We start from the raw sequence: 13,495 nt of genomic DNA on the forward strand, positions 1-13,495 counted from the left end.
GGAACGAAGCAGAAGCGCCGCTTTAACTCCGTAGCCGCTCGATCGCTTGCGCCAGCGCGACGTAGAGTTTGCCCATATCGGAAGACAGCAACGTCACGCCCATCGGCGAGCCGTCGCGCTGCGCGAGGATCGCGCGCAGCATCGCCTCGAAATCGTGGATGTAGCGGTTGACGTGATCGCGAAAGCGGTTGTCGCTGTCATACAGATGCGCGATATCTCGCGCCTCTGCTGCATCCAGCAACCGCACGGCGCGCCGGGTGAACACCCCGCGATCGCCGCGCAGATAGGCGGCCCACGCACTGTCGGCGACTTCGGTCGAGAAGCTTTTGGCGATGTCGATCGAAGCGGAGTTGAGTGCCTCGATCAGCAGCGAGACGCGGCGTGCGAAGCTGTCCTCGTCGGCCTTCTCGCGCTCAGTCCGTGCCTGGTCGATGCGGTTCTCGACGATCGTGCTGGCCTGGGAGATCGTCGCGATCTGATCGGTCAGCCGCGCCGAAATCCGGTCCGCCACGTCCGCCGCCGCCTCGGCCGCTTCGCCGATCGCGGTGAGGTGCAACTCCACCGTCGCCGATGCTGCGCGCTGCATCGCGTCGGAGGTCGCGGCCTCCAACGCCGCCGCTGCTTCGGGAATGACGTCGGCGAGCGTCTCGCGCGCACTCGCAGCGGCAGAATTCGCGGTGTCGCGCACCCGCAACAGCGCCTCCAGCAGCCGGGGCGCGGCATCCTCGGCAAACCGGTGCGCCTGTGCCACGGTGTCGTCGACTGACGTGCCGAGTGCGGCTGCCTGTTCGGTGCTGACCGCCAGCGTGTCCTGCAACGTGCCGGCCAGCTTCTCGACCTGGTCGCGCTGGCTGGACACCACGGCGGCAATCGCCTCGATCGCGTCGTGCGTGCTCTCGGCGGCGGTGACGAGCGCGAGCAACTCGGGCTTGGCATCACCGACGATGCCGCGACTGGCGATGATCCGTGCATCGAGTCGCGACAACGCGGTCGGGATCGTCTCGTCGATCTCGCGCGTCGCCGAATCGAGCGCGATGAGCAGCCGCTCCGTCGTCGCGATCGTGGTCGAGGCGATCTGCTCGCCGGTGCGGATCGTGTCGGTCATGCCCTCGGCAGATACCCGCAGCGCCTCCATCGATACCGCCAGTTCCTGCGTGTGCGCGGCATGACGATTGTGGAAGGCGTCGAACTCGCCCGACAGATGGTGGACGCCGGTGCCGAGCATCTCGACCACTTCGCTGGTGGCGTCGCCCTGCGTGGCGAGCCGGTCGGAAATGCGGTCGATCATCGTTTCGATCACGGCGATACGTGCCGCAAGCGCCTCGGCGCTGTCGCGCGCGGCATGGTCGAGCGCGGCCTGGTTGGTGCCGAGCATCGCCAGCATCGCCTCGCCCTGCGCGGCGATCCCCTTGCGCGCTTCATCAACCGCGCCTGCGGTCCGGTCGAGCAGCGCGTCAACGGAGATCGACATCTCCGAGCTGACCTGTTCCAGCCGCGCCGCCGCCGATTCGCTGGTCGCCTTCATCCGCATCAGATTGGCGGCGAGCTTCTGTGCGGCGCCACCAGCAACCTGATCCGCCTCACGTCCGCGTTCGGTCAGCGCGGAAAGCTGCACGTCCAGCGCAGTCGCGCTTTCACTCGCGACGATCGCGGTCTGCTTGATCTGCTCGGTCAGGGTGGCGGTATCCTCCCCCGCGCCGGGCAGCATGGCGATCAGCGTCTCGAGTTCCGCGCGCGCGCTGCCGGACAGGGCGGCGAGCGCCTGCGCGTTGATCTCCGCGCGCTGGATTTCGGCGCCGATGCCGCTGCCGATACCGGCGAGTCGCAAGGTCGCGGTCTCGCCGATCGCCGCCATCGCCGCTGCCTGTTCGGAGAGTTGCTGGCGGTTATCCTCGATTTTGCGCGACAGCACCGCGATCGTGCGTTCGAGATACGCCGCTTCGGCCCGCATCGCCTGTGCGGTGCCGGCAAAGCGCGTTGCCTCGGCGCGGCTGGTGCGAAGCGCGAGCAGAAGCAGGATGCCGATCAGCGCGGGCGGCACGCACAACGCCGCGATGAACACCGTGAGGCCCATCGGCGGCGTTGCGGCGAGATGTGGCCAACTCAGCGCAAGCATGCCGACGACCCAGCCGAACGAAACCACCGCGCCAATCGTGGGAAATACCCAGGCCAAGCTACGCGTGGGCGGCTCTTCGGGATCAGCAAACGTCAGCAAGTCGTCGGTAAATTCGGGAACCGCTTCGCCATTATGCTCAGTGATGTCCGCGCTGCCGCTGCTGGACGAATCTTCCGCGCCGGGGCGAAGATCAATGATGCGAGAACCCCCGTTCATACGCTTCGTTTACCATGATTTGCGTGCTGGCAAAGCGAATTGCGAAACTTTGCCTTAACACGGGCCGGGCTATTCACTTCCTATGGCTTATGATCCCGGTGCAATCGATGCAACGCTCGCGGCTGCGGTAGGTGACGAACCCGCGCTGATCGCGGAGTTGCGTGGCGCGTTCCTCGACAGTGCGAACCGCGCGCTGGGTCTGCTGGAGGCGGCGCGCCGTCCCGAAGAATGGCGCCTCGCGGCCAGCAGGTTGAAAGGCCTTGCGGCAAGCTTCGGTGCGATTCGTCTGATGGCGATTGCCGGAGAGGCTGCGGAAGCGCAACCGATGGACGCGGCGATGGTGCGCCGGTTGCGCCGTGCGGTGGAGCGGCTCTGAGGCGGATTGCCGCTAATCGACTAAGGACTGCTACCGCTTTGCCTTTGCGCGAGACTGCGCTTAAGGCCCGCGGATGCTGGCCGGCCTGATTTTTGCGACTGAAGATGCTGACGATCGTGCGGGAACGCTTGGCGAGACGTTGCCGTTCGGCGGCCTGACGCTGATCGAGTTCCAGGCGCGGCTGCTGATCGCGGCCGGCGCGACCCAGATCATCCTTGCGGTGGCCCGCATGACGCCGGGTCTGCTCGGCGCGATCAGCCGGATCGGGCGGCGCGGCGTGTCGGTCGATGCGGTGCGCACCGCGGTCGAGGCGGTCGAGCAGCTTCACCCGCTCGCGCGCGTGCTGGTGGTGGCCGACGGGCTGGTCACGACCGGCGATACCGTCGCGCTGCTTGCGGCGGAGCGTGGCGATGCGCTGCTGGTGACCGGCGACGCGGACCCGCAGTTCGAGCGGATCGGCGTGTCGACCAACTGGGCCGGGCTCGCGCTGATCGATGTCGCGCGGATCAAGGATGTCGCGGTGATGCCGCGCGACTACGATTTCCAGTCCACCCTGTTGCGAATTGTCGCGCAGGCCGGCGCCAAGCAGATCCGCTTGCCCAAGGCGGCTGAAGCCGCGCACGGGATCGAACGCGATTCGCAGGCACTGGCGCGCTGGGGCAACGCCATCGTCGTGACGCTGATGGCGCAGCCGGATCGCTGGGCGGATCGCTACGCCGCCGCGCTGCCGGCGCGACTCGCGCTGCCGCCGCTGCTCGCACGCGGCGCGCCGAGTTGGGCGTTCAGCCTTGGCGCGGGCGTGGTGGGGCTGGCAGGGATCGGCGCGATCCTGTCGGCATGGCTGACGGTCGGGCTGGTCCTCATCATCCTCGGGGTGCTGCTTGCCACCACCGCACACATGCTGGCCTGGCTGCGAGACGAGGCCTTGCCGGCGCGAATCCTCGCCGTTGTCGGCCCGGTGCTCGGCGCGGGCAGCGTGATGGCAGTGGGTGATGCCACGCACAGCGCGCTCGGCTGGGCGCTGGCGGTGGCGGCGATCATGGCGGGCGTGCTCGTGGAGCGAGTCTCGCTCGCGGCGTGGCCGCGCCGCTGGTGGTCGAGCCTAACCGCTGCGCCGATCGTGATGCTGCCGTTCGCGATCGTGAGCGCGCCGCTCGCCGCACTTGGCTGCGTCGGTCTGTATGCCGCCGCCACCCTGGCCGTGGCGATTGAGACGCTTGTCGAAAAGCCTTAGGCGCGTTTTAACGATACCGCGCTAAGCATGCCGGCATGTCGATCCACGCTCGCGATCCCGATACAGGCGGCACTGCGACCGCCAGCGCGCTGCTCGCCCGGGCGGCGGGTGCGGAACTGCGCGCGGATCATCGGCTCGCAACGTCGATCGACGACTTCTTTCTTGCTGGCGACGGTCGGCTCGACGACCGCGTTCGCGCGCGTCTCGCCGCAACGCTGGAGGCGCTGGTCGGCGCGATCGAGGCGGCGATTCGCGCACATGCCGCACGCCTGCTCACAGCGCGGGGGCTCACCGCGCTTGCGGTCGACGTCGGCAGCGGGGCTCCGGTGGCGCTCGACCGGCTGCTTGGTGCCGGGCTGATGCGCGATTCCGCGGTGATGCACGAACTGATTGGCCGGGTACGCCAGAGCCTGATCGCGGAGGCGCTGCCGGTCGAGGCCGCGCCGCTCGGGAGCAGCGGCAAGGCGGACCAGCCGAGCCTGCTCGCGCGGTTGTCGCGTCACGCCGATCATGTCGTCGCGACCGGCGCGGTCGCGCTGCTCGCCACCGAAAGCCGCCGCAGGGCGCCGCTGGTGGCTGGGGCGACGACCCGGACCGATCTGCCTGCGGCTATCCAGCAGCGCCTGATCTGGTGGGTCGCCGCGACCGTGCGCGAGGCGACCACGTCCGACGGTGCCGGCACGACCGAGCCGCTCGACCGCGCGCTCGCCGAGTCGGCGCAGCGCAGCGTCGCCGCGCATGACGAAAGCGATCGGCTGGAGGCCGCCGCCACCCGGCTCGCGATCGCACTCGATCCGCGCGCGGAGGAACTTGCCGCCCTGCTCGCCGAAGCGCTGGCGGATCAGCGTTTGTCGCTGTTCATCGCGCTGCTCGGCCATGCGCTTGGGCTGCATTATGCCGACATGCGCGACATCGTCCTCGATCCGGATGCGGAGCGGCTGTGGCTGGTGCTCCGCGCGCTCGAACTCGATCGTCCCGCCATCGCCCGCATCGGTCTGGCGCTGTGCGAGGCCGATCCGCGCCGCGATGTCGAGCAGTTCGCCGACCTGCTCGATACCATCGTCGCGGTCGATCCGGCGCAGGCGCGCGCAGCCATCGCGCCGTTGCTGCTACATCCCGAATATCGCGCCGCCGTGCTGGCGATCGCGCGCGGAGCCAAGGCATGACCGCGGGCGAGCCGATCCTGCCGCTGGTGCGCGGCCTCATCGATCGCGACGGGCGGCTGGTCGAGGCCGATTCGCGGCTGCACGATCTCAACGCGCGGGCAGGCGGTGCGCTTGGCGAGACGGTCGCGGTGCCGCAACTCGCCAGGCTGGCGCACCTTACGCAGCGGCTCGGCATCCTCGTCTCACGCGGCATCGTCGCTGCTGATGGTCCGGGCGATCTTGAATTGTGGGTGCGGGCCGAGCCGGTCGCGGCGGGCGTGTCGCTCACCATCACCGGCTGGGCGGACCGCCCGGCGTGGGCCGCGCCCGATGCGATCGGCGACACCGATCACGCCGCGCTCGCCGCGGATGCCGACTGGCACTGGGAGACCGATTCGGCGCTGCGGTTGACCTTCCTCACGCCGGATGTCGGCGTGCGGCATGGCTTTGATGCCGACATGCTGCTCGGCGCGCCGCTGACCGGGCTGTTCGCGCTGGCCGAGGACAAGAGCGGCAGCTTCCCGATTCTCGGTGGTCTCGCGCTGCGCGAACGCTTCGAGGATCAGCCTGCTACCTTGCGCGCGACCGGAGAGGCGGTGCGCCTCGCCGCGCGGCCGCGTCGCGACGCGCGCGGCGATTTCGCCGGCTTCATCGGCGCGGTGACACTCGAACGCGCGCCGCCCAGATCCGAGCCGCAGACGATCGACGATGCCAGCGGCACATTCGCGGTGCGGCTCGATTCGGCGTTGCGCTCGCCGCTCGGCCGGATCATCGCCAATGCCGACAGCATCAACGCACAGACCGAAGGCCCGCTGCGGCAGGATTACGCCGATTACGCCGCCGATATCGCCAGCGCCGCGCGCCACCTGATGGGGCTGGTCGACGATCTCGTCGATCTCCAAGCGATCGAGCGTACCGATTTTCACGTCGCGATCGAACACATCGATCTCGCCGATCTCGCCCGCCGCGCCGCCGGGCTGCTTGCGGTGCGCGCATCCGACATGAAGGTCCGGATCGACAAGCCCACGCTTGGCGAGACGCTGCCGGCGATCGGGGAATTCCGGCGCGTGTTGCAGATCCTCGTCAACCTGATCGGCAATGCGGTGCGCTATTCGCCCGAGGGCGGCGTGATCTGGGTCCGGGCCGAGCGTGAGGGCGATCTCGCCGCGATCATCGTTGCGGATCAGGGCAAGGGCATCGCGCTGGACGATCAGGCGCGCATCTTTGATAAGTTCGAACGCGTCGACCCGCGCGAACCCGGCGGAAGCGGCCTCGGCCTCTACATCGCGCGTCGACTGGCGCGGGCGATGGGCGGCGAGATCACCGTCGACAGCGCGCCGGGGCAGGGCGCTCGCTTCGTGCTGACGCTCCCGGCACAAGCCACCGGCGCCGCTTGATCCGGCGCGGGTGGCTGGCATAGCCCGCGCGCATGAAGATTTTCTTCGACGGTGGCTGCCGTCCCAATCCCGGCCGTATCGAACTTGCCGTCGTCGCGCGCGGCGTTGCGTATGTCGACCGCGATGCCGGCTATGGGTCCAGCCACGACGCCGAATGGCTGGCGTTGCTGCGTGCGGTCGCCCATTTCCGCGCGCTGGGCGTGCGGGACGCGGTGCTGCTCGGCGATTCGGCGGCGATCGTCGCACAGGCCAACGCCGCGCTGGCCGGCCGAGCGGCGCCGGGTCACGCGTCCGACTTCGCTGCCGCTGTCGCCGGGCTTCGCTTGCGCGTCCGCCACATCAAACGTACGCAGAACCTCGCTGGCATCGCACTTGCCCGGCTGCACCGATGACGCTGCCGATCCTCTACAGCTTCCGCCGATGTCCGTACGCGATGCGCGCACGAATGGGTCTGCTCGTGTCCGAAACCTTGTGCGAGATCCGCGAAGTGGCGTTGCGCGCGAAGCCGGACGACCTGATCGCGGTGTCGCCGAAGGCGACCGTCCCGGTGCTGGTGCTGTCGGATGGCCGAGTGATCGACCAAAGTCTCGACATCCTGCGCTGGGCGCTCGCGCGGCATGATCCGGAGGACTGGCTGGCGGGAGACGACACCGCGCTGATCGCCGGCAACGACGGTACGTTCAAACATCATCTCGATCGCTACAAATATCCCGATCGCCACGGCAGCGACCCGCTAGACCATCGCGTCGCCGCCGTGGCGTGGCTGATGACGCTGGAACACCGGCTCGCCAATCGCGCCAATGTATGTGGCGAGCGACGGCAGCTGGCCGATATCGCAATCTTCCCTTTCGTCCGGCAATTCGCCGCGGTCGAGCCGGACTGGTTTGCCGCGCAACAACTTCCGGGCGTGCGGGCATGGCTCGATCGCCATCTCTCCGCGCCGCTGTTCGCGCGCGCGATGACGAAGCTCGCACCGTGGCGGGCAGGGATGTACGTCATTCTGGGTGACAACACCTCGTCGTGAATTCAGCGCGCGTCGCCTCTTGAAGAATCGCCGTACCGATGTAATTAGCGTCCTAATTATGTCTACACGAACAACTTCCGAGGCGCAGATCGCCGGCCGCCTGCTGCCGCTCGCACGGGTGTGGCGCAAGCTGGCGGACGACGCGCTTGAGGCGCAGGGCTTGTCCGCGGCGACCGCATGGGTACTGACCCAGCTTGGCCGGCTTGGTGACGAAGCGCGCCTGACCGACCTCGCCGAGGCCACGGAGATGACCGCGCCATCGCTGGTGCGACTGCTCGATCATCTCGTCGAACAGGAGCTCGTCACGCGTACCCCCGACGATCAGGATCGCCGTGCCAAGCGGCTCGCGCTGACCGAGCGCGCCCGGCCGATCGTCGCGGAAAGCGAACGCTCGCTCGCGGCGCTGCGCCACCGCATCCTCGGCGATTTCGACGCGGAAACGCTTGCCGCCACTGCCGCCGTGCTCGAACGGATCAGCGCCGCCGCCGCTGCCGAGAGCGAACGATGAACGACCGTTACGGCCTCGATATCGCGCTGTTCTCGATCAAATGCTTCATCGCGGCCATGTTGGCCTATTACATCGCGCTCAAGATCGGGCTGACGCGTCCGTACTGGGCGGTCAGTACGTCGTACATCGTCGCGCAGCCGCTCGCCGGCGCGGTAATCTCCAAGGCGGTGTTCCGGCTGCTCGGCACCGCGCTCGGCGCGACGGCGGCGGTCGTCCTCGTGCCCAACCTCGTCAACGCGCCCGAACTTCTGTCGCTCGCGCTCGCGCTGTGGCTGGGGCTGTGCCTGTTCATTTCGCTTCAGGACCGCACGCCGCGCAGCTACGTGTTCCTGCTGGCGGGGTATACCGCCTCGATCATCGGCTTCCCGAGCGTCGCGGCGCCGGGACAGATCTTTCAGACATCGATCCTGCGTGTCGAGGAAATCTCGCTCGGCATCCTGTGCGGCAGCCTGATCCACGCGCTGGTCCTGCCGCGTTCGGTGACGGGGCTGCTGTTCACGCGCGTCGATGCGATCATCGCCGATGTCGAACGTTGGTCGCGTGACGCGTTGAGCGGCGCGCCGGACGAGACGGTGCTGCGCGAACGCCGCCGGCTCGCGCTCGACGTCAACGAACTGCACCAGCTTTCCACCCATCTGCCGTTCGACACGGCCCGCTTCCTGCCGCGCGTGCGGACGGTGCGCGCGCTTCAGGACCAACTTTCGCTCTTGCTGCCACTGGGCAGCGCGGTGGAGGATCGCATCGCCGAACTGAATGCGAACGGCGGCGTACCCGTGCGTCTTGCGGCGTTGATCGTGCGGACGTGTGAGTGGCTCGCCACGCCCGCCGTATCGATCGCCGAACGCGGCGCGCTGGTGGAGACTCTGGTTGCGGACATCCGCGCCGAGGAGCCGACGGTCGCGGCGCCGCTGCAATGGCGGGATGCGCTGATCCTCAGCCTGGCGTCGCGTCTCGCCGACCTAGTCCGATCGCACAGCGCGGTGCGTGACCTGCGCGATCAGATGCGCTCGCCGACCCGCGCCGCCGTCACGCCGGCGGTCGCCGCGGCGCTCCGCACCGCCTCCAACCGCACCTTCCACCGCGACCGCTTCGTGGCGTTGCGCGCGGCGTGGGGAACGATCGCGACGATGGTGCTCGGCTGCGCGTTCTGGATCGGCACCGGCTGGCCGGAGGGCGCGGGCGCGGTGCTGATCGCGGGCGTGTGCTGTGCCTTGTTCGGCAATAGCGATGATCCCGCGCCGGCGATCCGCACCTTCTTGTGGGGATCGATCATCGGCGTGTGCATCGCCGGCTTCTACGTCTTCGCGGTCTTGCCACGCGCGACCGATTACGTGACCGTCGCCGCCGTGCTCGCGCCGATGTTCCTGCTGCTTGGGGCGCTGCTGGCAATTCCCAAGTACAACCTCATCACGCTGGGCGCGTTGCTCGGTCTCGCCAATCTGATTGGCCTGAATGCATCGTACGAAGGCGATTTCGCGAGCTTTGCCAACGGCGCGATCGCGCAACTCGTCGGCACTGGCTTCGCGGTGGTGACGGTCGGCCTGTTCCAGACGGTCGGCGCCGAACAGAGCAGCGCCCGCCTGATCCGCGCCGGGTGGCGCGACCTTGCGCGCCGCAGCATCCTGCCGGGTGAACCGGACGAGATCGGCTGGGTCAGCAAGATGCTCGACCGGATCGGCTTGCTCGCCCCGCGCCTGGTCGCGCGCGGCCAGGACCCGGGCCGCCCGCTGTTCGACGTGCTGGTCGATCTGCGTGTCGGCATCTCGGTGGCAGGGCTTCGCCGCGTGAAGCTGGCGGCGGGCGAGTTCGGGCGCGGCATCATCAACCCGGTGCTGTCGCGGGTAAGCGCGCATTATCGGGCGCGCACGCTCGACGCGCCGACGGTTGAGGATCCCGACCTGCTTGCAGCGATCGACACCGCGATGACCGCCTTCGCAGCCGATCCGGCACCGGGCGAGCGCCGCGACGCATTGTTAGCGCTGACCAGTTTGCGCCGGAACCTGTTCCCGGCTGCACCCGGCTACCATGCGGAGGCGGCGGCATGACCGGCGAGGTGAGCCTGTTCGGCGTCTACGTGCCCGGGTTGCTGCTGCTGGCGATCGCAGCCGCGATCCTGACGGCGGTAGCATCGCGTTTGTTCGCGCTTGTCGGGCTGTACCGCGCGTTTGCCTATCGTCCGCTGGTCGATGTGGCGATCTATATCCTCATCCTCGGCGGGCTAGTGCTCGCCTTTGCGCCCCCTGGAGTTGCGCTGTGAACTGGAGTCGTTATCTCGCCCCCGCCGGTCGCCTCACCGCGACTTTGGTCCTCGTCATCGTCGCCGCCCTCGTCGCGCTGTGGCTGTGGCACCGCTACGAGGTCGATCCGTGGACCCGCGATGGTCGCGTCCGCGCCGACGTGGTGCGCGTGACGCCGGACGTTGGCGGACTGGTCACGAGCGTGGCCGTGCGCGACAACCAGCTCGTCCACGCCGGTGACCTGCTGTTCGTGGTCGATCGCCCGCGCTACGCGCTCGCGCTGGAGCAGGCACAAGCGGCGATCGCCAGCGCCCGCGCCACGCTTGCGCAGAATCGGCGCGAGGCCGCGCGCGATCTCGCGCTCGGCGATCTCGTCGCGGCGGAGGCGCACGAACAGAACGTCGCCCGCGTCGCTACCGCGCAAGCGGTACTCGCCCAGGCCGAGGCACAGGCGGACACCGCCCGGCTCAATCTGGAACGCACGCAGGTGCACGCCAGCGTCAACGGCACGATCACCAACCTCGATCTCCACCCGGGCGATTACGTCGCCGCCGGCCAGCAGGCGCTGGCGCTGATCGACGCGGATTCGCTGCGGGTCGAGGCGTATTTCGAGGAGACCAAGCTCGGCGGCGTACATCCCGGCGCGGTCGCGCGTGTGCGGCTGATGGGTGATCCGCGCGTGTTCACCGGTCACGTCGAAAGCATCGCCGCCGGCATCAGCGACAGCGAGCGCACCGACACCGGCAACCTGCTACCCAGCGTCAACGCGACCTTCTCCTGGGTCCGCCTCGCCCAGCGCATTCCCGTGCGCGTCAAGATCGACCGCGTACCCGCCGATCTGCGGTTGATCTCCGGACGAACCGCTACGGTGACGATCACGCCGACCGCCTTGGGCACTGCCACCGCGCAACCGCGTCCGGCAGCGACGCCGGGGGTCGCGCGATGATCCGGCGTGTCGTCGCGGCGGCGGTGCTCGCGGCGAGCGTGTCCGCATGTACCGCCGGGCCGGACTATCACCTCCCCGACGGCGCCGTCGCGCGCGCGCCCGCTGCCAATGGCGCCTTTCTGGGAGGGAAGGACAAAGCGTTCACCGCCGCCCCGCTGCCCGACCATTGGTGGCGGCTGTATGACGATGCGCTGCTCGACGGCCTTGTTACCGAAGGGCTGGCTGCGAACACCGATCTGCGCGCCGCCGACGCCAATCTGCGCGCGGCGAGTGCGGTTGTGCGCGAAGCGGAGGCCGGCCGTACGATCCAGACCACACTTTCTGGCGGAGCGACGCTGGCGCGGCCCTACGGCACCGGCGCAGGGCTGCCCGGGCAGGTCGGGTACGATCTCGGTGGGGGCCTGTCCTACCCGCTCGATCTCGCCGGGCGCATCCGCCGCCAGATCGAAGCGGCGCGCGCCGATGCCGAGGCGATCGAAGCGGCGCGCGACGAGGTCCGCGTCACCGTCGCGGCGGCGGTGACGCGCAGTTACGCCGCCACCTGCACCGCCAACGTGCGGATCGCGGCGGCCAACCGCGTCATCGGCATCCAGCAACAGACGCTTACCGCCACGCAACGCCTGCAGCGCGGCGGCCGTGACACCGCCTTCGACGTCACGCGCGCGCAGGCCGCGGTCGAGCAGAGTCGCGCGCAGCTACCCGCGCTGATCGCGGCGCGGCAGGCATCGTTGTTCGAACTGGCGGCGTTGCTCGGGCGGGCACCGGCGGACTATCCGCGTGCGGTGGAAAGTTGCCGTAAGCTGCCTTTGGTGCGCAGCGTCGTCCCGGTCGGCGACGGCGCCGCGCTGATCCGCCGGCGCCCCGACATCCGTCAGGCGGAACGCAACCTTGCTTCCGCTACCGCGCAGATCGGCGTGGCGACAGCGAGCCTGTATCCGCAGGTCAGCCTCGGCGGATCGGCCGGGTTCACCGGGCCGCTGTCGCCGCTTAACGTTGGAACGGCGTTCAACCTCTCACTCGGGCCGCTGATAAGCTGGAGCTTCCCCAACCGCATCGCCGTACGCGCGCAGATTGCAGGCGCGGGCGCGAATGCCGACGCCGCGCTCGCCCGCTTCGACGGCACCGTGCTGGAAGGTCTGCGCCAGACCGAAACCGCCTTGTCCGCCTATGCGCGCACCCGCGACCAGGTGACCGACCTGACCCGCGCGCGCGACAGCGCAGCCAAGGCGGTGGCGCAGGCGGACCGCCTGACACGCTTCGGCCGCGGCACCTTCCTCGACACGTTGAGCGCGCAGGCGACGCTTGCCAGCGCGGAAGCATCGCTGGCAAGTGCGCAGGCTGCGCTGGTGGATGCGGAGGTCGATCTGTTCCTGGCGCTGGGCGGCGGCTGGACACCGGACACAGCGGAGCCCGTGCCGAGTGGGAAGTGACGGCTGCAGTCATCCAGATTCAGCCGTTGCGGACCGAACATTTCGATCGTGAAACCCGCTACTCGTGACACGAGCAGCAGAAATCTACGCCATGAGCGCCCCATGCGGCGATGCTCTCAGCTAAAGACGTTGTCGGCCTATGAGTTTTGGTCCCAACCGATTAACGACGATGCTACAAAGCGCACCCACCAGACCAGCACGCCATAGGGAGTTCTCCCCGAAGTGCAGCGCATCTAAACCAAGTAGAACTAGAAAAACGAGAACGCCAACCGCTATGGGATAAAGAAGTGCTGGCTTCATTACATCTGCTCCACGTCACCCGCTACGGTATGCTTTGCCGCTAGAACTGGCAAGCCACCGCGCTGTGGACCATCCAGCCAACACGTTCCGACGCTTACATAGCCTTAAAGCCGACCGGCAGCCACCGGGGCGGAAAGCTGCCCGGTCAAGTTCGCCCGACTTCGGACGTTCGGCGCACTTACGAGGAGCTACATGCCGGTGCTGCAAATGTAACACGCGATGTCATAAGGCGGAGATTTGCGTTGGAGGTCGCGTCCACGACAGTCCTGTAAGGAACGGTCGCGCGCGCCTGAAGCGTCAGCGACCGGGAAGCTGCGGACGGCGTATCTTCGACAATGCGCCAAGCGCTACCGGGCGCAGCGACATCTTTAATGAAGGAGGCGACTTGATCAGGCTTGCCGCTGACCCGGAGGATGACGTCTTGCGATGGTGCGGCACACTGCTCAACGGCAGGGGGTGCGTAGAAGATCATCCTGCATCTCCTTTGGTCGCCACCTCGCTTAGGGGCATCTTAGGCTAAGGCTACCACTCTCTACGGCGACAGGGAAGCGAACGGATCGCTAGCC

12 protein-coding genes are annotated in these 13,495 nt (G+C 68.3%); 11 read left to right on the plus strand and 1 reads right to left on the minus strand.

From position 1 onward, the window contains the following. Positions 1-22 precede the first annotated feature (22 nt). Complete coding sequence (locus tag OXR00_RS00680; RefSeq protein ID WP_267386104.1) at positions 23-2,332, minus strand: hypothetical protein; 2,310 nt, start codon at positions 2,330-2,332, stop codon at positions 23-25. Positions 2,333-2,414: 82 nt separating this feature from the next. On the opposite strand from OXR00_RS00680, the gene OXR00_RS00685 reads away from it, so the two are divergent. From OXR00_RS00685 to OXR00_RS00735, 11 genes are all read left to right on the plus strand, one after another. Continuing rightward, positions 2,415-2,708, plus strand: a complete 294-nt coding sequence (locus OXR00_RS00685; RefSeq protein ID WP_242146030.1) for an Hpt domain-containing protein — start codon at positions 2,415-2,417, stop codon at positions 2,706-2,708. A 73-nt stretch (positions 2,709-2,781) separates the two neighbouring features. After that, a complete protein-coding gene (locus tag OXR00_RS00690) occupies positions 2,782-3,942 on the plus strand; it encodes a hypothetical protein (RefSeq protein ID WP_267386105.1) in 1,161 nt (386 codons plus the stop codon). Positions 3,943-3,977: 35 nt separating this feature from the next. Further along, on the plus strand, positions 3,978-5,108 hold the full coding sequence (locus tag OXR00_RS00695; RefSeq protein WP_267386106.1) for a DUF2336 domain-containing protein: 1,131 nt from the start codon (positions 3,978-3,980) through the stop codon (positions 5,106-5,108). Next, the gene (locus OXR00_RS00700; RefSeq protein WP_267386107.1) at positions 5,105-6,484 is read left to right on the plus strand and encodes a HAMP domain-containing sensor histidine kinase; all 1,380 of its coding nucleotides are present in this window, start codon (positions 5,105-5,107) and stop codon (positions 6,482-6,484) included. Before OXR00_RS00695 ends, OXR00_RS00700 begins: the two co-directional genes overlap by 4 nt. A gap of 32 nt (positions 6,485-6,516) precedes the next feature. Continuing rightward, a complete protein-coding gene (locus tag OXR00_RS00705) occupies positions 6,517-6,876 on the plus strand; it encodes a reverse transcriptase-like protein (RefSeq protein WP_267386108.1) in 360 nt (119 codons plus the stop codon). After that, a complete protein-coding gene (locus OXR00_RS00710) occupies positions 6,873-7,508 on the plus strand; it encodes a glutathione S-transferase (protein WP_267386109.1) in 636 nt (211 codons plus the stop codon). The genes OXR00_RS00705 and OXR00_RS00710 overlap by 4 nt, the downstream gene beginning before the upstream one ends. 58 nt (positions 7,509-7,566) lie before the next feature. Beyond that, positions 7,567-8,016, plus strand: coding sequence for a MarR family transcriptional regulator (locus OXR00_RS00715; RefSeq protein ID WP_267386110.1), 450 nt, complete (start codon positions 7,567-7,569; stop codon positions 8,014-8,016). Further along, positions 8,013-10,061: an FUSC family protein gene (locus OXR00_RS00720; RefSeq protein WP_267386111.1), complete on the plus strand. Its 2,049-nt coding sequence runs from the start codon at positions 8,013-8,015 to the stop codon at positions 10,059-10,061. The genes OXR00_RS00715 and OXR00_RS00720 overlap by 4 nt, the downstream gene beginning before the upstream one ends. After that, complete coding sequence (locus OXR00_RS00725; protein ID WP_242146038.1) at positions 10,058-10,273, plus strand: DUF1656 domain-containing protein; 216 nt, start codon at positions 10,058-10,060, stop codon at positions 10,271-10,273. The genes OXR00_RS00720 and OXR00_RS00725 overlap by 4 nt, the downstream gene beginning before the upstream one ends. Next, positions 10,270-11,199: an efflux RND transporter periplasmic adaptor subunit gene (locus OXR00_RS00730; RefSeq protein ID WP_267386112.1), complete on the plus strand. Its 930-nt coding sequence runs from the start codon at positions 10,270-10,272 to the stop codon at positions 11,197-11,199. Before OXR00_RS00725 ends, OXR00_RS00730 begins: the two co-directional genes overlap by 4 nt. Then, entirely contained in the window at positions 11,196-12,629 is a 1,434-nt protein-coding gene (locus tag OXR00_RS00735; protein WP_267386114.1) for an efflux transporter outer membrane subunit, read from the plus strand. Before OXR00_RS00730 ends, OXR00_RS00735 begins: the two co-directional genes overlap by 4 nt. The last annotated feature ends 866 nt before the right edge of the window (positions 12,630-13,495 follow it).

Origin of the sequence: Sphingomonas sp. GC_Shp_3, from assembly GCF_026540945.1 — a bacterium.
Lineage (GTDB): Bacteria > Pseudomonadota > Alphaproteobacteria > Sphingomonadales > Sphingomonadaceae > Sphingomonas.